General features: G+C 58.7%; 17 protein-coding genes, 5 tRNA genes and 1 riboswitch. Of the genes, 7 read left to right on the top strand and 15 right to left on the bottom strand.

Features of this window, described 5'->3' with window-relative positions; all coding sequences use genetic code 11:
* Window positions 1-57: 57 nt before the first annotated feature.
* Entirely contained in the window at window positions 58-792 is a 735-nt protein-coding gene (locus J5M72_RS25300; RefSeq protein ID WP_169431501.1) for a flagellar brake protein, read from the top strand.
* Window positions 793-868: 76 nt separating this feature from the next.
* On the opposite strand, the gene J5M72_RS25295 is transcribed toward J5M72_RS25300, so the two are convergent.
* From J5M72_RS25295 to J5M72_RS25280, 4 genes are all read right to left on the bottom strand, one after another.
* The gene (locus J5M72_RS25295) at window positions 869-2,239 is read right to left on the bottom strand and encodes an MFS transporter (protein WP_207867608.1); all 1,371 of its coding nucleotides are present in this window, start codon (window positions 2,237-2,239) and stop codon (window positions 869-871) included.
* A gap of 68 nt (window positions 2,240-2,307) precedes the next feature.
* Entirely contained in the window at window positions 2,308-3,549 is a 1,242-nt protein-coding gene (locus J5M72_RS25290) for a glutamine synthetase family protein (protein WP_169432684.1), read from the bottom strand.
* A 219-nt stretch (window positions 3,550-3,768) separates the two neighbouring features.
* The gene (locus tag J5M72_RS25285; RefSeq protein WP_169431503.1) at window positions 3,769-4,461 is read right to left on the bottom strand and encodes a HAMP domain-containing sensor histidine kinase; all 693 of its coding nucleotides are present in this window, start codon (window positions 4,459-4,461) and stop codon (window positions 3,769-3,771) included.
* Window positions 4,458-6,062 carry a tetratricopeptide repeat-containing response regulator gene (locus tag J5M72_RS25280; RefSeq protein WP_207867606.1) on the bottom strand — a complete coding sequence of 535 codons (1,605 nt, stop codon included), beginning with the start codon at window positions 6,060-6,062 and terminating at the stop codon, window positions 4,458-4,460. The genes J5M72_RS25285 and J5M72_RS25280 overlap by 4 nt, the downstream gene beginning before the upstream one ends.
* 222 nt (window positions 6,063-6,284) lie before the next feature.
* Here J5M72_RS25280 and J5M72_RS25275 point away from each other — a divergent pair, with 222 nt between their 5' ends.
* Entirely contained in the window at window positions 6,285-7,655 is a 1,371-nt protein-coding gene (locus J5M72_RS25275) for a lysozyme inhibitor LprI family protein (RefSeq protein ID WP_207867604.1), read from the top strand.
* A 61-nt stretch (window positions 7,656-7,716) separates the two neighbouring features.
* Here the strand turns inward: J5M72_RS25275 and J5M72_RS25270 are convergent.
* Window positions 7,717-7,793, bottom strand: a tRNA-Arg gene (locus tag J5M72_RS25270).
* A 283-nt stretch (window positions 7,794-8,076) separates the two neighbouring features.
* On the opposite strand from J5M72_RS25270, the gene J5M72_RS25265 reads away from it, so the two are divergent.
* The gene (locus J5M72_RS25265; protein WP_207867602.1) at window positions 8,077-8,307 is read left to right on the top strand and encodes a hypothetical protein; all 231 of its coding nucleotides are present in this window, start codon (window positions 8,077-8,079) and stop codon (window positions 8,305-8,307) included.
* A 20-nt stretch (window positions 8,308-8,327) separates the two neighbouring features.
* Window positions 8,328-8,507: a PA3371 family protein gene (locus tag J5M72_RS25260; protein WP_169431526.1), complete on the top strand. Its 180-nt coding sequence runs from the start codon at window positions 8,328-8,330 to the stop codon at window positions 8,505-8,507.
* Here J5M72_RS25260 and phnN read toward each other — a convergent pair.
* Entirely contained in the window at window positions 8,482-9,051 is a 570-nt protein-coding gene (gene phnN / locus J5M72_RS25255) for a phosphonate metabolism protein/1,5-bisphosphokinase (PRPP-forming) PhnN (RefSeq protein WP_207867600.1), read from the bottom strand. The genes J5M72_RS25260 and phnN overlap by 26 nt on opposite strands.
* Window positions 9,052-9,440: 389 nt before the next feature.
* On the opposite strand from phnN, the gene J5M72_RS25250 reads away from it, so the two are divergent.
* Complete coding sequence (locus J5M72_RS25250) at window positions 9,441-9,767, top strand: Arc family DNA-binding protein (protein WP_003178899.1); 327 nt, start codon at window positions 9,441-9,443, stop codon at window positions 9,765-9,767.
* A gap of 114 nt (window positions 9,768-9,881) precedes the next feature.
* Here the strand turns inward: J5M72_RS25250 and mgtE are convergent, their stop codons facing one another.
* Entirely contained in the window at window positions 9,882-11,324 is a 1,443-nt protein-coding gene (gene mgtE, locus J5M72_RS25245) for a magnesium transporter (RefSeq protein ID WP_011335525.1), read from the bottom strand.
* Window positions 11,325-11,644: 320 nt separating this feature from the next.
* Here mgtE and J5M72_RS25240 point away from each other — a divergent pair, with 320 nt between their 5' ends.
* The gene (locus J5M72_RS25240) at window positions 11,645-12,163 is read left to right on the top strand and encodes a cell envelope protein SmpA (RefSeq protein WP_169431528.1); all 519 of its coding nucleotides are present in this window, start codon (window positions 11,645-11,647) and stop codon (window positions 12,161-12,163) included.
* Between the two features lie 19 nt (window positions 12,164-12,182).
* On the opposite strand, the gene J5M72_RS25235 is transcribed toward J5M72_RS25240, so the two are convergent.
* From J5M72_RS25235 to ltaE, 8 genes are all read right to left on the bottom strand, one after another.
* A tRNA-Arg gene (locus J5M72_RS25235) sits at window positions 12,183-12,259 on the bottom strand.
* Window positions 12,260-12,331: 72 nt separating this feature from the next.
* Window positions 12,332-12,408, bottom strand: a tRNA-Arg gene (locus J5M72_RS25230).
* A gap of 72 nt (window positions 12,409-12,480) precedes the next feature.
* Window positions 12,481-12,557: transfer RNA gene (locus J5M72_RS25225), tRNA-Arg, on the bottom strand.
* A 107-nt stretch (window positions 12,558-12,664) separates the two neighbouring features.
* Window positions 12,665-12,755: transfer RNA gene (locus J5M72_RS25220), tRNA-Ser, on the bottom strand.
* A 62-nt stretch (window positions 12,756-12,817) separates the two neighbouring features.
* The gene (csrA, locus tag J5M72_RS25215; RefSeq protein WP_002554426.1) at window positions 12,818-13,006 is read right to left on the bottom strand and encodes a carbon storage regulator CsrA; all 189 of its coding nucleotides are present in this window, start codon (window positions 13,004-13,006) and stop codon (window positions 12,818-12,820) included.
* 188 nt (window positions 13,007-13,194) lie between these two features.
* Window positions 13,195-14,436 (bottom strand): aspartate kinase, encoded by a 1,242-nt coding sequence (locus J5M72_RS25210; protein ID WP_169431529.1) that lies wholly within the window; start codon window positions 14,434-14,436, stop codon window positions 13,195-13,197.
* A gap of 90 nt (window positions 14,437-14,526) precedes the next feature.
* Window positions 14,527-17,151 (bottom strand): alanine--tRNA ligase, encoded by a 2,625-nt coding sequence (alaS, locus tag J5M72_RS25205; RefSeq protein ID WP_039772080.1) that lies wholly within the window; start codon window positions 17,149-17,151, stop codon window positions 14,527-14,529.
* A gap of 146 nt (window positions 17,152-17,297) precedes the next feature.
* The gene (gene ltaE, locus J5M72_RS25200; protein ID WP_207867599.1) at window positions 17,298-18,302 is read right to left on the bottom strand and encodes a low-specificity L-threonine aldolase; all 1,005 of its coding nucleotides are present in this window, start codon (window positions 18,300-18,302) and stop codon (window positions 17,298-17,300) included.
* 197 nt (window positions 18,303-18,499) lie between these two features.
* A riboswitch (FMN riboswitch) is annotated at window positions 18,500-18,671 on the top strand.
* Between the two features lie 102 nt (window positions 18,672-18,773).
* Here ltaE and J5M72_RS25195 point away from each other — a divergent pair.
* Window positions 18,774-19,283: a 6,7-dimethyl-8-ribityllumazine synthase gene (locus tag J5M72_RS25195; RefSeq protein WP_169431532.1), complete on the top strand. Its 510-nt coding sequence runs from the start codon at window positions 18,774-18,776 to the stop codon at window positions 19,281-19,283.
* The last annotated feature ends 105 nt before the right edge of the window (window positions 19,284-19,388 follow it).

The raw sequence follows: 19,388 nt of genomic DNA, 5'->3' as shown, positions 1-19,388 counted from the left end.
CATGCTGGCAAAATACTGGCCAGCCGTAGTCAAATTTTGTCTGGAGATTGATTTAACGTGTCCAATGATGACGCTCCGCAGCCCCCAAAGGTGCTTACCACGCCCCTGGAGATCTCCAGCAATCTGCGCCAGCTGCAAGAGAGCCACGATCCGCTGATCATTACCTTCCACGAACGCAGCCAGCGCTTCCAGAGCTACCTGATCAAGGTCGACCGGGAAAACGCCAGCATTGCCCTGGACGAAATGATCCCGCGCGATGGCGAGCGCTTCCTGCTCGCCGGCGAGCCGTTCAAGGTCGAAGGCTTTCATGACGGCGTGCGCATTGCCTGGGAATGCAACGGCACGCTGAACATCGAAGAATCCAGTGGCGATCGCTTCTACACCGGCGACCTGCCCACCGAAGTGGTTTATCACCAGCGCCGCAATGCCTTCCGCGCAGCCCTGAAGCTGACCGATCTGGTTAGCGTCGAACTGGGTGGCGAAAAGCTCAAGGCACCAATCGGCGGCAAACTGCTGGATATCTCTGCCACCGGCTGCAAGCTGCGCTTCGAAGGCGACATCACCGACCGCCTGCAACTGGGCCAGGTCTACGATCGCCTGATCGCCGCGCCGCTGTTCGGCAACCAACCGACCTCGGTCGAGCTGCGTTACCTGCACTTCGAAGAAAAACTCAACATCACCTTCGCCGGCCTGCGCTTTCACAACATCAGCGGCCCGGCAGCGCGCAACGTCGAGCGTTTCGTCTATCAGTTACAACGTGAAGCACGGCGCTTCGACAAAGACGATCTCTGATTCGTACGCGCCATAAAAAAACGGGCAGTCGCTTGCAGCGACTGCCCGTTTTTTTATGCCCGATGTTTTTTCAGCATCAAGGCCTGGCACCACTGATGTCCGGGGCCGGGCTGTCGTTGCCGGTCTCGGGCGCCACAGGCGATTGAGGCTCGGTGACGGGCTCAGGTGCTGGCTCCGGCGCAACCGTAGTCTGCATCTGCTCCTGCACCACTTGCTCGTCGACCCGTGGATCGAGCGCCGCCACCAGCGGCGAACTGGACATACTGTCCGGCATCGCCACATGATGCAGCGGTGCGTCGTCGACCTGATGCAGATTGGTCACGGCTTTCGGCCGGATGCGCCATACCAGCACCAGCGCGAAAAAGGTGAAGAACGCATACAGGCTCTGACTACCGAACATTTTCATCAGCACCCCGGCGAGCAACGGCCCGATACTGGCGCCAACCCCGTAGGTCACCAGCAGCATCGCCGTCAGCGACACGCGTCGATCCCCTTCGACATGGTCGTTGGAAAACGCCACGGCCAGCGGGTACAGGCAGAACTGCACCAGCGAGCACAGGAAGCCGACGACGAACAAGATCTCCAGTGGCACCTGCGGCATGATCGCCAACGGCAGAGCAGCCACCGCCAGAAACCCGGCAAAGCAGCGAATCAGCAAGGCCCGGTCATAACGATCAGAGAGCCAGCCCAGTGGCCACTGCACCAACAACCCGGCAAAAATGCACGTGCCCATGAACAGACCGACCTGCTCGGTCGATAGCCCCTGCTGCGACGCATACAGCGGTGCCAGACCGTAGAACGAGCCGATGATCAGACCGGCACCGAGCACCGTACTCAATGACTGCGGCACACGCTTGATGAAGAAGCGCGGCTCCATCGGTGCCGGGTGCAACGGCGCCGGGTGAATCCGCCGGGTCAGTGCCACCGGCACCAGACACAGGGCAAAACACAGGGCGACCAGCATCAGCAGTTCCAGACCCAGCCCCGGGTGCATGACCAGAATCAGCTGACCAAGCACCAGCCCCAGATACGAAGCAATCATGTAGCCGCTGAACACCACCCCGCGCTGGTTCGCGTCGGCCTGCTCGTTCAGCCAGCTCTCGATCACCATGTACTGGCACATCATGCCGAGGCCGACGATCGTCCGCAGCACCAGCCAGGCCGGCAGCCAGTCCACCAGACCATGACCGAGCACCGCCGCGCCGACGATCCCCGCACACGCGGAGTACGCACGAATATGTCCGACCCGGGCGATCAGGCGGTGACCGATCTTGCCACCCAGCACCAGACCGAAATAGTTGGCCGCCATCAGCGCACCGACCCACAGTCCGTCGACATGGTCGGCTGCCAGGCGCAAGGCCAGATAAGTAGAAAGAAGGCCCGAGCCGATCAACATCATCAGCGAGGCGAAATACAGCGCTCGAAAGGATTTCCAGATTTGGCGCATCGGCGTTCCGAGCGGCTCCTTGCGGTGAGTGTCGGGCTATCGAACGATAGCCCGATGACGACATTTCGTCAGGCCTGGGCTGCCAGAACGCGCCGTTCCCAGGGAGTGATCTCATCAAAGAAACTGGTCAGCTCCATGGTCTTCGAAGCGATGTAGCCTTCGATGAACTCGTTGCCGAACAGTTCCCGGGCCAACTGGCTGCGCTTCAAACGCTCGAGCGCCGCGTGCAGGGTGCACGGCAGCGAAAGATTGTCCGGCACTTCGAATTCACCCTGAATCGGCGCGCTCGGTTCCAGCTCATGCTCGATACCGTGCAGACCGGCCGCCAGACTCGCGGCAATCGCCAGATAAGGGTTGGCATCGGCACCCGGCAAACGGTTCTCGACCCGACGGGCGACCGGCGAACTGGCCGGTATCCGCAGACCCGCCGCACGGTTGTCGTGAGACCAGCAAGCGTTGTTCGGCGAGGCGAATGGATGGCACAGGCGCTGGTAGGAATTCACGTTCGGTGCAAACAGCGCCGTGAAGTCAGCCATGCCCGCCTGCTGCCCGCCGATGAAATGGCGGAACATCGCGGTCGGCTGACCGTCGGCGTCGCTGAACACATTCTTGCCACTGCCAATCTCGACGATGCTCTGGTGAATGTGCATCGAACTGCCCGGCGTGTGCGCCAGCGGCTTGGCCATGCAGACCACGGTCAGGCCGTGCTTGAGCGCAACTTCCTTGAGCAGGTGCTTGAACAGGAAGGTCTGGTCGGCCAGCAACAGCGGATCACCGTGCAGCAAGTTGATCTCGAACTGGCTGACGCCCATTTCGTGCATGAAGGTATCGCGAGGCAGGCCGAGGGCCGCCATGCATTTGTAGACTTCACTGAAGAACGGTCGCAGACCGTTGTTGGAGCTGACGCTGAAAGCCGAGTGACCGTCCTCGCGACGACCGTCGAGACCGACTGGCGGCTGGAACGGCTGGTTCGGATCGGTGTTCGGTGCGAACACGAAGAACTCAAGCTCGGTCGCCACCACCGGAGCCAGGCCACGGGCCGCATAACGGGCGATGACTTTCTTGAGCTGGCCACGGGTCGACAGGTTGGAGCTCTCGCCGCTCAGCTCGTCGGCATCACAGATGGCCAGAGCGCGCGGCTCCTGACTCCACGGCAGGGGATGGATCTGCGCCGGATCGGCCACCAGCGCCAGGTCGCCGTCATCACTGCCGTAGAACCGCGCAGCGGGATAACCGCCCATGATGCATTGCAGCAGCACCCCCCGGGCCATCTGCAAACGCCGCCCTTCGAGGAAGCCCTCGGCGGTCATTACCTTGCCTCGTGGTACGCCGTTCAAATCCGGCGTGACACATTCAATCTCATCAATGCCCGTCAATCGCTGCGCGAGTGAACGCTGGCCATCGGTTGTCATGACGCAATCCTTGTTATTGTGCGAGCCGCGAACGGCGACCCGGACAAAATAGGCTTCGCCTGTTCGGAATTTCAAGCAGCGGCCAACAAAAAGACGTCAGTACGGCGAATCTGTGCTTCAGGGCAAGTAAATACTGAACACGCCACCGCCCAACGGCCCGCCATTGCGAAGCTCGGTTCGACCACCGACACCGTTGCGCTGGTGCAGCGCGGCAATGCGTCCGGCGAAGTACAGACCCAGCCCGGTACTGCCACTGCTGTGATTGATGCCCTGCACATAATCGGCCTGGCGCTCGAGCATCTCGACCGGGTAACCATCGCCATCATCGTTGATGCTCAACACCAGTTGCCCGGCCTCGTCGCTGACCGTGATCAACAGCGATTCACGGGCATGGCGGATCGCGTTGTTGATGCAGTTGCCCAGCACCGAGGCGATCAGCTCACGGTCGAAGAAACCCAGAGGGCTCAGCGGATCGACTTCGTAAGTGGCGATGATGCCGCGACTGGCGAAAACCTCTTGATGAGCCGCCAGTTGCGCCTCGATGAAATCGTCCAGCTCGTGATACGCCGGCTGCAACGGCATCTGGTTGACCCCAAGCTTGTACAGCCCGAGCAACTGCACCAGCATGCCGTTGAGGTGTGCGAACTCGAAGTCGATCACGCCCTGCTCCGGCACCTTGCGCTGGTCCTCGGGCAGATGCGCCAGCCATCGGCTGTGGGCCTGCATCAGCATGGCCAGGGAGTTCTTCATATCGTGCACGGTGGAGGCAATCACCGTAGAAAAATCCAGTGCCTGATCGTCTTCATTCATTCGCCAAACGCCTTGCTTTTCAGCTTCTGATAACGCGGATAACGCGCGTCGGTGTCGGGCATCAGGCCGACCATTTTCAGGCAGGCCCGACATTCTTCCAGCTCCGCCGACGGCACACTGGTATCGGTGCCATGCAGCAGCGACTGCGCCATGTTCAGCGCGATGCTGATGTTCTTCGGTTGCATCTTCAGCGCCTTGCGGAACACCTCGCGGGCCTCCACCAGGTTGCCGGTCTTGTACACGCGCACGCCCTGACGGTTGAGGTCGGCGGCAGCGTTGCTGGAACTGAGAATAGTCGGGTCGTCGGTGAGCTTGGCGATGTCTTTCATCACCGTCGGGTCATCGCCGTAGATTTCCGCGCAACTCTTGAGCATCGACGTGCCCGCTTCGGCCTGGCCGAGCATCTGCAATTGCTTGGCAACGAGCAACGCGGCCTCGGGACTCATGAACTGCTCCATGCCGTCGAGGCGCATCAGTGCTTGCTCAGTGAGCTTCTCGGCGGTCTCGGCGTCGTTGAGCAGCAGACTGGTGGCCTTCATCAGACGCGCGCGAATCTGCAGACCCGGATCGCTCGGGTTTTCCTTGGCCACGGCACTGAGGGTGGTGTTGATCTCCAGCCGCGTGCGAGTATCGAGGCCCTTCTCGCTGCCCTTGCTGATCAGAGCGTGGGCCAGACCCAGGTTACTTTCCGGATCCTTGAATCGCGACTGCGCACCCTGCGCCACCGCCTGACGGTAAGCCTTCGAGGCCGTGTCAAAATCTTCGTTGGTCATTGCCAGCTTGCCGAGCAGCGCCTGCCGGCGCACCGCCAGCGGCGACAGGCGAATCGCTTCTTCCAGCACCTTCTGCGCTCCCTTGGTATCACCCTCGGCCACCAACACATCGGCCATGCCGTCGTACAGCGCCGGCATCATCGGGAATACTTTCAGGGCTTTTTCATACACGCCTTTGGCCTGGGCCACCTGACCACGCTTGAACAACAACTTGCCCAGCCCGGCAAAAGCCCACGGCAACGGCCGGTCAGCGATGATGCTGTCATACAGCCGTTCCAGCGCTTCGTTCTGATTCATGTCGCGCAGGGCATCGGCGCGGTAACGCAGGCACAGCGGCGAATAGCGGATGTCCTGCTTGCACAGGGCGATACAGGCGTTAAGCACCTCCACCGGCTTGCCACGGTCAAGGGCTTGCAGAATCGGCTTGAGCAGGGTCTTGCGCTGCTCCAGACGCTCCAGGCGCTGGGCCAGACCGATCCGGTTGAACGGCTTGGTCAGATATGCGTCCGGCTCGTGCTCAAGAGCACTGAGCACCATCGCCTGACTGGTTTCGGCAGTGACCATCACGAACACCGCTTCGTGACTGATCAGCTTCTCCATCATCAGGTCTTCCAGCACCTGCTGGCCGTTTTTCTTGCCGTCACCGAGGTGAAAATCCTGAAGGATGAAATCGTAGGACTTCTGCGCACACATTTTCAGCGCCTGCTCACCGGTGTCGGCGGTGTCCACGTCCTTGACGCCCAACTCGCGCAACATCGAGCGAACGGAACTGCGGAAATCCGAGAAATCATCGACGATCAGAAAACTCTTTTGGTGATACGACAGCATCGAGGATTTCCAGGCAATTGAAGAGAATGGACCGAGGGCACATTTCAGGCGCGCAGATGATAGCTGGCGGCCAAATGCTATCAAGCAATTTCGTGCGACTCTGAAGGCACCGAACGGGTTATCGGCCGGATCAATGGTTCTCTTGAAGCGGGGGTTCAAGATTCGTTGTACAGCGATTACCCTGCGCGCCTGCTCCCACCCTCCTACTTCAAGGTTTTCATCGTGTACATCAAAGGACGCTACATCGTGTCGGCCTGCGCACTGCTGTTTTTCCAGCAGGCACAGGCGAGCGGAATGGACTGCACAAAGGCTGTGAGTGTTGTGGAGAAGGCGATTTGCGCGCAGAAGCCGCTGTATGAGCTCGATGCGCAGATGGGGGCGGCTTACCGGAAGTTGATGAAGGCTGCACCGGCGCAAACCGAAGTGAAAAAGACCCAGCGTCAGTGGTTGAAGGAGCGTGATCGATGTGGCGAGGACGTGAGTTGTCTGAGCCAGCGTTATCAGGATCGTTTGCAGGTCGTGCACGCACAGTGGATCGACGCGCTGGCCTACAAACCGGACGAGATCGATAAACAGGTCATGGAGGATCTGCAGCTGCGGGTTCGGGAGATGAGCAAGGAGAATCCGGAGTTTGCGCTGGAGCGGGCGTTGAATTCTCTGACGCTTGGCTACGTCGGCAGCTCGTTTTCAGCCGAGCAGGATGAAGATGAGCAACCGCTCCTCCCTACAACCATCCCCAAAGATGTCACGCAAGACGAGTGGAAAGCACTGCAAGCATCCGACATCAAGGGAGCCGCCGAGTCCGGCCAAACCTCGTACACCCTGATGGATCTGGATGGCGACGGTCAGCGCGATCTCATCGTGGAAACCTACGCCGGCGGCACCGGGATGTTTCATTACACGCAAACCTGGCGTCGGGCCGACGGCAGATTTATCAGGAGAACTGCCGAGATCGCCCCTCAGGCCAGTAACGACAGCGTCCTTTTCTATACCAATGACCGCGGTGCCAATCAATCCGTGTACCTGATCGGGACTCGCGGAAGAATGTATTTCGCCTATCAAAACGGCAGCTACGGTGAAGATCAGGTCTACCTGCTCAATCCCCTGCAGATCAACAGGCAGGTGCCGACGATCAGCGTGCACTATGACTACCAACTGACCGTTCCACACACTCAGTACATCGAGGACAGCGATAAAGCCTACGAACTGGAACCGTCCCTGCAGAAGGTGCTCGCCAACGCTGTGACCGGTTTGGACGCAAATGCGGGGACAACGGGACAGCAGAAAAAACCGCTCTGCCCCATCCCCCAATCCGCCAAGGACACTGAGGAGTACTACGGCTACGGCGCGAGCTACTACGCGATCGAACCTGTCGCCGACTTCCCCGTGATCATTGGTGATGATTGTTATGTCGCAAGACTGATCAACTGGTTCGGTAGCTACGATGAAAAGAATGGGCTCTTCGCAAAACTGACGATGCGCAAGCCAGAAGCTGAGAGCCAGGAGCGCGGATATACCGTCAATGGGCGTCGTCATATCACCCAGGTCAGCACATCGATTGGCAAAGCGGAGGGTGGCGCCGAGACGTTTTAGGTCTTTTTCCCACGCAGCAAAAAGCCCCGCCAGATCACTCTGTGCGGGGCTTTTTAATAGATGGTGTCCCAGGGCAGGTTCGAACTGCCAACCTTCCCCTTAGGAGGGGGATGCTCTATCCAATTGAGCTACTGGGACACAGGACTGCCGGTGCGACAGACGGCGTGCATGTTAACGGCCGGGCCCTGATTTGTCATGTCGTCCACAGGGCTTTTTAAGTGTAGGCAGGCGCCTCGCAAAGCCGTGGGACGTTTTGTCGTGCAATTTGCATCACCGCAAAAAGGCCATCATTGCAAAATGCAACCAACGCCTCTCTGGAAACCCTTCCAAATGCTTGTTTTTAAAGGACTTAACAGCGGTTAGACTATTGGCACGACGGCTGCTTCAGGTTCTTGCAAAAGAACAAATGGAGCATTGCCTCATGAACCGCTTCCTCTTGCTCGCAAACGCAGTTGCCCTAACGGTTCTGGTGGGTTTTCATTTCATCCCCCAGCACAACGAGGACGTGGCTCAGCGTATGCCCCATTACCTGCAGGTGCAGAAGGCGCCGCAATGGGCGGTGTTGAGCGACCAGCATGGTTTTGCCGCGCAAGACGTCAGCGAGCCAGATCAGGCACCGACGACACAGATGCCTGAACGCCTGGTGTTTTGAATCATTTTCCGGAGTACCGCATGTCCAAATCCGCCCTGGGGTTGTTGATCCTCGCTTTCTTGAGCGGTGTTCTGCATTTCTCGCTATTCGAAGAGACAGAAATCTCTTTACCCCTGATTGGCTGCGGCGTTTTCGCTGTCCTGTTTGTACTGGCCCTGGTTGCCGGGCGCAAAATCAAGTTTGATCCGGTACTGCGCTGAGCCTGACCAGTTCCAGCAAATGACCGACGGCATCCGCCAGGTCGCCCGAGTTGTCGATCAGGTGCACAGGCCTGTCGATTGAACGCCTTTCCTTGAACAGCGCATTGCGGGCGAGCCGTGCATCGATCTGTTCAAGGGTCTCCCGACCGCGCCGAAGCAGGCGCTCGCGCAGGACATCATCCCGAACCGTCAACAACACTGGCACCAGTGTGGGGTAGCTTTCCAGCGCTTGTCGAAGGTTCGCACGCGAGCCGTTCACCAGCACATGCTTCCCGGCTTTCAACCATTGGTCCATTTCCACCGGGATCCCGTAGGCGAGACCATTGGCCTCCCATGCCAGAGAAAACTCACCCGCACGCTGCCGCCGTCCGAACTCTTGCGGCGCCACACCGATCGCATCTTCCCCCACCGATTCAGCCGAACGCGTGATCACCCGACGTATCACTTCGCAGCTCAACGCATGCAGTGGCACGCGTGCAGCCTCAATCAGACTGTCCTTGCCGGAGCCGGAAGGCCCCATGAGATAAATCAGCCTGCCATCCATCCTGAAAACGCCCTCCGACGGGCATTTGCCCCTAGTAAATCGGCCATTTGCCACTATCCTGTACAAGGTAAGGAACAAGGATTTTAGCCGCATAGCATGCACGGTCCGAAGTCTTCAGACATCAGTTCGTGCACTTCAGGACGCGGTCAGCGATACGGGCCGATGCATTCTTTTCAAACCAGTCCGCATTTCTGATAATTGGTGCTGGCATTACGCCTTTACCCGGATCAATATTTGTCACAGAATTGACGCCAATGATCTGGCAATTTTGAGGCATGATGCGAGCCTCTTAACAATTCAGGTTGAACCATTTGGCCCGGATGCATGTCCTACAACTCATCCTGCGGCCAATCCCGAGAACCGCTCCCCTGAACTAACCGGTTAAATATATGCGCCCATTGAAACAGGCAATTTATTCCAGCCGTACGGCTGACAAGTTCGTCGTACGTCTGCCAGACGGAATGCGTGAACGCATTGCCGAGGTGGCTCGCAATCATCATCGCAGCATGAACTCCGAGATCATTGCGCGCCTTGAGCAGAGTCTTATTCAGGAAGGCGCACTGGGCGAAGAGCTGAGCATGCGCCTCGACAGCCCGGAGCTTTCGCTGCACGAACGCGAGTTGCTGCAACGCTTCCGCCAACTCTCCCATCGCCAGCAGAACGCGCTGGTGTCTCTGATCGCCCACGACGCCGAAATGGCCGCAGACGCATCCTGAGTCAAGCCGAACATCTCAAGCCAGCATGAATGCTGGCTTTTTTTTGCCCGCAATTTGAGTTTTTCAGGGACGAAAAAAAGCCCGCCAATTGGCGGGCTGTTTCGATACAGGCAATCAGAGCAGGAAAATCGTCGCCAGCCCCAGGAAGATGAAGAAGCCACCACTGTCGGTCATGGCCGTGATCATCACACTGGCGCCCATCGCCGGATCGCGGCCCATCTTGGCCAGGGTCATCGGGATCAACACACCCATCAACGCTGCCAGCAGCAGGTTCAACGTCATGGCGGCAGTCATCACTACCCCCAGTGACCAGCTGCCATAGAGCATGTAAGCCACCACACCAATCACTCCGCCCCAGACCAGGCCGTTGATCAACGCCACAGCCAGCTCTTTGCGCATCAGGCGCGAAGTATTACCGGTGCTGACCTGATCGAGCGCCATGGCGCGAACGATCATGGTGATCGTCTGGTTGCCGGAGTTGCCGCCGATGCCTGCCACGATCGGCATTAGCGCCGCCAGAGCCACCAGCTTCTCGATCGAGCCCTCGAACAGGCCGATCACCCGGGATGCGACGAATGCCGTGATCAGGTTGATCGCCAGCCACGCCCAACGGTTGCGCAGGGACTTCCAGACAGAGGCGAAGATGTCTTCCTCTTCACGCAGACCCGCCATGTTGAGGACTTCGCTTTCGCTCTCCTCACGAATCAGGTCGACCATTTCGTCGATGGTCAGACGGCCGATCAGCTTGCCGTTCTTGTCGACCACCGGGGCCGAGATCAAGTCGTAACGCTCGAACGCCTGCGCGGCGTCGTAGGCGTCTTCATCCGGGTGGAAACTCACCGGATCGCTGGCCATCACCTCGGAAACCTGTTTCTCCGGATCGTTGACCAGTAAACGCTTGATCGGCAGTACACCCTTGAGCACACCGTCGTAATCGACCACGAACAGTTTGTCGGTGTGGCCCGGCAGCTCTTTCAGGCGACGCAGGTAACGCAGAACCACTTCAAGACTGACGTCCTCACGAATGGTCACCATCTCGAAGTCCATCAGCGCACCGACCTGCTCCTCGTCGTAGGAGAGAGCCGAACGCACACGCTCGCGTTGCTGCTGATCCAGAGTCTCCATCAGCTCATGGACGACGTCTCGCGGCAGCTCGGAGGCCAGGTCAGCAAGTTCGTCGGCATCCATGTCCTTGGCCGCAGCCAGGAGCTCGTGGTCATCCATGTCCGCGATCAGCGTTTCACGGACGGAATCGGATACTTCAAGAAGAATGTCGCCGTCGCGATCAGCCTTGACCAGTTGCCAGAGCGTCAGACGGTCGTCCAGCGGCAGGGCTTCAAGAATATAGGCGACGTCGGCGGAGTGCAGATCATCGAGCTTGCGCTGCAGCTCGACGAGATTTTGCCGGTGAACCAGGTTCTCGACCCGGTCATGATGCGGGCCTTCCTGGCGGTGAGTCAGGTCTTCGACGACCCGCTGGCGCTGCAGCAGCTCAACGACCTGAGCCAGGCGATCCTGCAGGCTTTCCTGTGTTTTCTTTACTTCGATTTCGGACATAGGCGAACTCCACTCCCAGCAGCGGGGCACGCCGGAAGGATCAATCAGTCAATTCATGATTGGTGAAACGGGGTACTGAGTAACTACTGGGTAAGTCCATGGAGGTTTTCCATAAGCCCCGGCGGGGCTGACGGGCGCAATGATACACCGCCTGACGGTTTTAAACGTTAAAAAATCCAGCCTGAAACAAGCGCTTGCGAGACAAACCTGAGCGCTGTCCTGATTCTCCACACTGCGACGACTCATCCTGAAAAGAAAACACACCGGCGATGAAAAAACTGCCGGCTACGCTTGATAAGGATCGTCAAGGAGGACGCCGAATGCCATCGAAAACATCTCGATTCATGCTGACCACCCTGCTCTGCCTGCCCGCCATCGGGAACGCAACGACACTTCATCGCTGCGAAGCTTCTGATGGTCGCGTCACGTTCACGACATTGAGTTGTGCGAACGATGAGCACCTTTCACTGCAGGAAGTTCGCCCCTACTCGCCTGGCTCGACCGTGACACTGATACCCGAAGCCCGACACGAAGAAATATCCGGTATGAATATCAGAAAACGAGAAATGGCCGTCGTCGGGCGCACCCAGGACAAATGCGGAGACCTGATCGACGCGCGACAGAAACGCGAAGCAATCATCAATCAACGAATCATCGCCGGCATGAGCCAACAGGATGTTGAAAGCGCCTTGGGCAAACCCGACAAGATCAGCATTCGCAATTCGGTAACGAGCTATCGTTACGACCTCAAGCGAGGCCGCAGTGCTCAAGTCGATTTTGATGAGAAAGGATGTGTGACGGGAAAAGCCAAATCCCGGACAGCAAAAAGCCCGCGTTAAACGCGGGCTTTTTGGTATATGGTGCACTCGACAGGATTCGAACCTGTGACCGCTCGGTTCGTAGCCGAGTACTCTATCCAGCTGAGCTACGAGTGCATTTTGTGTTTTTAGGCCAGACCACAACTGACTGAAACCAAGTTATTTGCATTGCTGCAACTAACTCTTAAATGGTGCACTCGACAGGATTCGAACCTGTGACCGCTCGGTTCGTAGCCGAGTACTCTATCCAGCTGAGCTACGAGTGCATTTGTGTTTGTTAGACCAGATCACACCTGGTTGAAGCCGAGTCATTTACATTGCTGTAACCAACTCTTAAATGGTGCACTCGACAGGATTCGAACCTGTGACCGCTCGGTTCGTAGCCGAGTACTCTATCCAGCTGAGCTACGAGTGCATTTGTTGCGCCGCATTATAGCCCGTCTAATCTCTATTCCAACCACTTTTTCTATTAATTTCAACAACTTACAGAAAAAGCCAGATTACAACGTACTAAGCAAATAATGGCGGAGAACGGGGGATTCGAACCCCCGACACCCTTGTGAGGTGTACTCCCTTAGCAGGGGAGCGCCTTCGGCCACTCGGCCAGCTCTCCGCAACACGGGGCGTATATTAACCACCTTCTTCCCCGTTTGCAAACATAAAAATCGATAAAAATTAATGGCTTGGTTCTTCGTCCTTCTCTTTCTTTATACGCAGGTAAATTTCCTCACGGTGCACGGCCACCTCTTTCGGGGCGTTGACGCCGATACGCACTTGATTTCCTTTGACGCCGAGCACGGTCACGGTGATTTCGCCATCACCGATAATCAGGCTTTCTGCGCACCGACGAGTCAGAATCAGCATACCTTTCTCCTCACGCGAATCATTTCAGGGACAACAGTCTGCAAAAAAAAGGCACTCGACCTACAACCGGAGCGATCGTAGCCCTACATGCCTGAGTATTGACCAGCGCGAGCAAAAGAACAGTTCAGGGGCTCGCGCCATTCAAAAAATAAAGGGCGCGGTCAGACCGCGCCCTTCACTGACCAGGATTACTCGCCCTGACGGGCCGGAGCATCCAGTTCGAAAGCCGTGTGCAGGGCGCGCACGGCCAGTTCCAGGTATTTCTCCTCGATCACTACGGAAACCTTGATTTCCGAAGTCGAGATCATCTGGATGTTGATGCTTTCTTTCGCCAGGGATTCGAACATACGGCTGGCCACGCCTGCGTGAGAGCGCATGCCGACGCCGACGATCGAGACTTTGGCGATCTTGGTGTCGCCGACCACTTCACGGGCACCGATCTCGCGAGCGGTGTTTTCCAGCACGGTCTGCGCGGACTGGTAGTCGTTGCGGTGCACGGTGAAGGTGAAGTCGGTGGTGTTATCGTGCGCGACGTTCTGCACGATCATGTCGACTTCGATGTTCGCGGCACTGATCGGGCCGAGAATCTTGAACGCCACGCCCGGGGTGTCTGGCACGCCACGGATGGTCAGCTTGGCTTCATCGCGGTTGAAAGCGATGCCGGAAATGATCGGCTGTTCCATGGTTTCCTCTTCATCAATAGTAATGAGGGTGCCCGGACCCTCCTTGAAGCTGTGCAGTACGCGCAGCGGAACGTTGTACTTGCCGGCGAACTCCACGGCGCGGATCTGCAGCACCTTGGAGCCGAGACTGGCCATTTCCAGCATCTCTTCGAAGGTGATCTTGTCCAGACGCTGAGCGACCGACACCACACGCGGGTCAGTGGTGTAGACACCATCGACGTCGGTGTAGATCTGGCATTCGTCAGCCTTCAACGCAGCGGCCAGCGCTACGCCAGTAGTGTCGGAACCGCCACGCCCCAGGGTCGTGATGTTGCCGTGCTCGTCGACGCCCTGGAAACCGGCGACCACAACCACGCGACCGGCTTTCAGGTCACCACGAATCTTCTGGTCATCAATCTGCAAGATACGCGCTTTATTGTGCGCACTGTCCGTCAGGATCCGCACCTGATTGCCGGTGTACGACACCGCCGGCACACCGCGCTTGATCAGCGCCATGGCCAACAGGGCGATCGTCACCTGCTCACCGGTGGAAACGATCACGTCCAGCTCGCGCGGAACCGGTTGATCGTCACCACTGATTTGCTTGGCCAGATCGATCAGACGGTTGGTCTCGCCGCTCATTGCAGACAGCACAACCACCAGGTCATCGCCGGCATCGCGGAATTTCTTAACCTTGTCGGCGACCTGCTCGATTCTCTCGACAGTGCCGACCGAGGTGCCTCCAAATTTCTGTACGATCAAAGCCATTTCAAAGCCGCCTCTGCCCATGAAGGGCGCCCAATAATCACTCGAACAGCCGCCGGGCCCGCCACTAGACTGCGGACCCGACGGGCCGTCTTATAAACCCTGCTCGACGAATGGAACGGTCAGCGCCAGTGCGCCATCCAGTGCGCCGGCGTCGACACCGCCGCCCTGCGCCATGTCCGGACGACCACCGCCCTTCCCGCCCACTGCCGCAGCAGCCTGCTTCATCAAATCACCGGCTTTGAGTTGGCCAGTCAGGTCCTTGGTCACGCCTGCAACCAGTACGACCTTTTCCTCATGGACACTGCCGAGCAGGATCACTGCGCGGCCGAGTTTGTTTTTCAGCTGATCGACCAGCGCCAGCAGCGCCTTGCCGTCCTGACCATCCAGACGCACGGCCAGCACCTTCACGCCCTTGACGTCCACAGCCGAAGCCGACAGATCGTCGCCCGCAGCGGCGGCAGCCTTGGCCTGCAACTGCTCGAGCTGCTTTTCAAGCGCACGATTGCGCTCCAGCACAGCCGACAGCTTGTCGATCAGGTTGTCGCGGCTGCCCTTGACCAGGCTGGCCGCTTCCTTGAGTTGTTCTTCAGCAGCGTTCAAGTAAGCCAGCGCCGCAGCGCCGGTGACTGCTTCGATACGACGCACGCCCGATGCCACACCGCCTTCGCTGATGATTTTCAGCAGGCCGATGTCGCCGGTACGGTTGGCGTGGATACCGCCGCACAGCTCGACGGAGAAATCACCGCCCATGCTCAACACGCGCACGTTGTCACCGTACTTCTCGCCGAACAGCGCCATCGCGCCTTTCTGTTTGGCGGTTTCGATGTCGGTTTCTTCGGTTTCAACCGCGGAGTTCTTGCGGATCTCGGCGTTGACGATGTCTTCCAGCGCCTTGATCTGCTCAGGCTTGATCGCTTCAAAGTGGCTGAAGTCGAAACGCAGGCGCTGACTGTCGACCAGCGAGCCTTTCTGTTGAACGTGATCGCCCAGCACTTTGCGCAATGCAGCGTGCAGCAAGTGAGTGGCCGAGTGGTTCAGCGAAGTGGCGTGACGCACGTCGGCTTCGACGTGAGTTTCTACTGGCGCGCCAACGATCAGGCTGCCCGACGCCAATACACCGTGGTGCAGGAACGCGCCGCCGGTCTTGGTGGTGTCGCGCACGTCGAAACGGCTGTTGCCGGCCTGCAGGTAACCGCAATCGCCGACCTGGCCGCCGGATTCGGCGTAGAACGGGGTCTGGTTCAGAACCACAACGCCTTCCTGCCCTTCACTCAAGACGTCCACGGACTGGCCATCTTTATAGAGAGCAACGACTTTCGCCGAACCGCTGGTGGCGTGATAACCGGTGAACTCGGTGTCGACGTCTACCTTGACCAGGCTGTTGTAGTCCAGACCGAACGAGCTGGCGGAACGTGCACGGACGCGCTGGGCTTCCATCTCACGCTCGAACCCGGCTTCGTCGATGGTCAGGCTGCGCTCGCGAGCGATGTCCGCGGTCAGGTCCATCGGGAAACCGTAGGTGTCGTAGAGTTTGAACACCACGTCGCCCGGGACTACGTCGCCCTTGAGCTCGGCCAGATCCTGCTCAAGGATTTTCAGGCCCTGCTCCAGGGTCTTTGCGAATTGCTCTTCTTCGGCTTTCAGTACGCGCTCGATGTGCGCCTGCTGGGATTTCAGCTCAGGGAAGGCTTCGCCCATCTCGGCCACGAGCGCGGCAACGATCTGGTAGAAGAAGCTACCCTTGGCGCCCAGCTTGTTGCCGTGACGGCAAGCGCGGCGAATGATCCGGCGCAGCACATAACCGCGGCCTTCGTTGGACGGCAGCACGCCGTCGGCAATCAGGAAGCCGCAGGAACGAATGTGGTCAGCCACGACTTTCAGGGACGCCTGATTGTCGTTGCTGCAACCGATGGCCTTGGCCGAAGCGGCCAGCAGGCTCTGGAACAGATCGATTTCATAGTTCGAGTGAACGTGCTGCAGCACGGCACTGATCCGCTCAAGACCCATGCCGGTGTCCACCGACGGGGCTGGCAGCGGATGCAACACGCCATCGGCGGTGCGGTTGAACTGCATGAACACGTTGTTCCAGATTTCGATGTAACGGTCGCCGTCTTCTTCCGGCGAGCCCGGTGGGCCACCCCAGATATCAGCGCCGTGATCGTAGAAGATCTCGGTGCAAGGACCGCACGGACCGGTATCGCCCATGGTCCAGAAGTTGTCGGACGCGTAAGGCGCGCCCTTGTTGTCGCCGATGCGCACCATGCGCTCGGCCGGCACACCGACTTCCTTGGTCCAGATGTCGTAGGCCTCGTCATCGCTGGCGTAGACGGTGACCCACAGTTTTTCCTTTGGCAGGTTCAGCCACTTCTCGGAGGTCAGGAAGTTCCAGGCGTAGGTGATGGCATCACGCTTGAAGTAATCACCGAAGCTGAAGTTGCCCAGCATTTCGAAGAAGGTGTGGTGACGGGCGGTATAACCGACGTTTTCCAGGTCGTTGTGCTTGCCGCCGGCGCGCACGCATTTCTGGCTGGAGACGGCGCGGGTGTAGGCGCGCTTTTCCTGGCCCAGGAAGCAGTCCTTGAACTGGTTCATCCCCGCGTTGGTGAACAGCAGGGTTGGGTCGTTGCCCGGAATCAAAGAGCTGGAGGCTACACGGGTGTGGCCTTGCTCTTCGAAGAAGCGAAGGAAGGCTTCACGGATTTCTGCGCTTTTCATTAGGTTCTTCCACGGAGGCTGCGGCCAAAGGCCTGTACGAAACGTCAACAGACGAAACGACGGCAAAGGGCCGCATTATATCGGCCCTGCGCGCGGGGTACAGCGTGTTTATACGATAGAAACAGTCAATTGGGCCGCTAACGCTGTCACTTGCGCGAAAACTCGACGAATGTCGCGACCACTTGCTCGATTTGCGAGCGATTGACGTCCATGTGCGTGACCATCCGCAACCGGGCGGCAGCGCTCAACTTGATCCCGCGTTCGGCGGCAAATGCCTTGATTGCCTCGGCACGGTCGCCCATCTGCACGTAAACCATGTTGGTCTGCACCGGCTCGACACTGAAACCGGCCTCGCGCAGGCCTTCGGCAAGAAACTGCGCGTTGGCATGGTCATCCGCCAGACGCTCGACGTTGTGATCCAGCGCATACAGCCCCGCCGCCGCCAGCAATCCGGCCTGACGCATGCCGCCACCGACCATTTTGCGCAGGCGCCGGGCCTTTGCAATCAACGCCGACGAACCGCACAGCACCGAGCCGACCGGCGCGCCGAGACCTTTGGACAGGCACACCGAGACCGAATCGAAATATTGGGTGATTTCCCGGGCATCGACCCCGAGCTTGACCGCCGCGTTGTACAGCCGCGCACCGTCCAGATGCAGCTGCAGGCCATTGTCCTGAGTGAACCGGCGGGCCCGGGCCAGATAGTCCAGCGGCAGCACTTTGCCTTGCATGGTGTTTTCCAGCGCCAGCAGGCGGGTGCGGGCGAAGTGGAAATCGTCAGGCTTGATCGCGGCTGCCACCTGATCCAGGTCCAGCGAGCCATCGGCCTGCACTTCCAGCGGCTGCGGCTGAATCGAACCGAGCACCGCTGCGCCACCGCCCTCGTACTTATAGGTGTGCGCCTGTTGACCGACGATGTATTCGTCACCGCGTTCGCAGTGCGCCATCAAGCCCAGCAGGTTGCTCATGGTGCCGGTGGGGACGAACAGCGCGGCAGCAAAACCCAGCCGTTTTGCCAGTTCGGCCTCCAGACGATTGACCGTCGGATCTTCGCCATACACATCATCGCCGGTGTCGGCGCGGGTCATTGCGTCGAGCATGGCGGGAGTCGGTTGAGTGACGGTGTCGCTGCGAAGATCGATAACGCTCATGAACCTGGCCTCTGGTCAGCAGGGGAAATCCCTTTACGAAGACGAATTACTGCGGGCATGGCGCAGATTAATCAACCCTCGGGCAAGGAAAAGTCGTTTTCGTGCTTCGAAAAATCCGATGGCAATCATCACAAAGGCGCAATGCACAGCCCGGCAATCTGTGTTAAAAACGCTGCGCCGCCCGATAAAGGGCGGCGAAACGTTCTCAGGGCGGGGTGCAATTCCCCACCGGCGGTAATTGCGCGCAATGCGCATAGCCCGCGAGCGCTTGGTGACGGGCACGGCAAAAGCCGTGAGCGGCGGCAAGGTCAGCAGACCCGGTGTGATTCCGGGGCCGACGGTCACAGTCCGGATGAAGAGAGAACGGGATTGACGCCAAAGGGCCGTCCGCCGTGTTTGCGCGAGCGTGCGTACCCTTGAATCCCTTTCGATTCATAACGCCCTGTTTTTCACACAAACAGGAGTCAGAACATGCAACCCACCGCTATCGACAGCAAAAGCAAACACAGCCACGGCGAGCGCGTCGCGTTCATTCAGGCCTGCTGGCACAAGGAAATCGTCGACCAGAGCCGTAAAGGCTTCCTCGCTGAAATGATCGCTCAGGGCTATCAGGAATCGGACATCGACTTCTTCGAAGTCGGCGGCGCCTTCGAAATGCCTCTGCACGCCAAGCTGCTGGCCAAGACCGGCCGTTATGCCGGTATCGTCGCGGCCGCCCTGGTGGTGGATGGCGGGATCTACCGTCACGAATTCGTCGCCCAGTCGGTGGTCAGCGGCCTGATGCAGGTTCAGCTGGAAACCGAAGTGCCGGTGTTCTCGGTGTCCCTGACCCCGCACCACTTCCATGCCGGCGAAGAACACCAGAAGTTCTTCTTCGAGCACTTCGTGCACAAGGGTCAGGAAGCGGCGAAGACCTGCGCCGATACGTTGCAGAAAGTGCGTGCATTGCGCCGCACCGAGCCGCGTGCAGTTGCGGTGTAAACCGTTCCGGAACTGAGTGAGGTCTCAGCCTCACTCAAATCCAAATGTGGGAGCGGGCTTGCTCGCGAATGCGGTGTGTCAGTAATAGATGTTTCACTGACACAC

Source organism: Pseudomonas sp. 58(2021), assembly GCF_017491585.1.
Lineage (GTDB): Bacteria > Pseudomonadota > Gammaproteobacteria > Pseudomonadales > Pseudomonadaceae > Aquipseudomonas > Aquipseudomonas fluorescens_BT.
This window is presented reverse-complemented; position numbering and strand designations above follow the sequence as displayed.

Excerpts from the sequence above, each read along its gene's own strand:
- J5M72_RS25285 (WP_169431503.1), bottom strand. The coding sequence starts at position 4,461 with ATGAATGAAGACGATCAGGCACTGGATTTTTCTACGGTGATTGCCTCC.
- csrA (WP_002554426.1), bottom strand. The coding sequence starts at position 13,006 with ATGCTGATTCTGACTCGTCGGTGCGCAGAAAGCCTGATTATCGGTGAT.
- J5M72_RS25260 (WP_169431526.1), top strand. The coding sequence starts at position 8,328 with ATGTCCAAATCCGCCCTGGGGTTGTTGATCCTCGCTTTCTTGAGCGGT.
- J5M72_RS25265 (WP_207867602.1), top strand. The coding sequence starts at position 8,077 with ATGAACCGCTTCCTCTTGCTCGCAAACGCAGTTGCCCTAACGGTTCTG.
- J5M72_RS25295 (WP_207867608.1), bottom strand. The coding sequence starts at position 2,239 with ATGCGCCAAATCTGGAAATCCTTTCGAGCGCTGTATTTCGCCTCGCTG.
- J5M72_RS25210 (WP_169431529.1), bottom strand. The coding sequence starts at position 14,436 with ATGGCTTTGATCGTACAGAAATTTGGAGGCACCTCGGTCGGCACTGTC.
- mgtE (WP_011335525.1), bottom strand. The coding sequence starts at position 11,324 with ATGTCCGAAATCGAAGTAAAGAAAACACAGGAAAGCCTGCAGGATCGC.
- J5M72_RS25250 (WP_003178899.1), top strand. The coding sequence starts at position 9,441 with ATGCGCCCATTGAAACAGGCAATTTATTCCAGCCGTACGGCTGACAAG.
- ltaE (WP_207867599.1), bottom strand. The coding sequence starts at position 18,302 with ATGAGCGTTATCGATCTTCGCAGCGACACCGTCACTCAACCGACTCCC.
- phnN (WP_207867600.1), bottom strand. The coding sequence starts at position 9,051 with ATGGATGGCAGGCTGATTTATCTCATGGGGCCTTCCGGCTCCGGCAAG.
- J5M72_RS25280 (WP_207867606.1), bottom strand. The coding sequence starts at position 6,062 with ATGCTGTCGTATCACCAAAAGAGTTTTCTGATCGTCGATGATTTCTCG.
- J5M72_RS25195 (WP_169431532.1), top strand. The coding sequence starts at position 18,774 with ATGCAACCCACCGCTATCGACAGCAAAAGCAAACACAGCCACGGCGAG.
- J5M72_RS25290 (WP_169432684.1), bottom strand. The coding sequence starts at position 3,549 with ATGACCGCCGAGGGCTTCCTCGAAGGGCGGCGTTTGCAGATGGCCCGG.
- alaS (WP_039772080.1), bottom strand. The coding sequence starts at position 17,151 with ATGAAAAGCGCAGAAATCCGTGAAGCCTTCCTTCGCTTCTTCGAAGAG.
- J5M72_RS25240 (WP_169431528.1), top strand. The coding sequence starts at position 11,645 with ATGCCATCGAAAACATCTCGATTCATGCTGACCACCCTGCTCTGCCTG.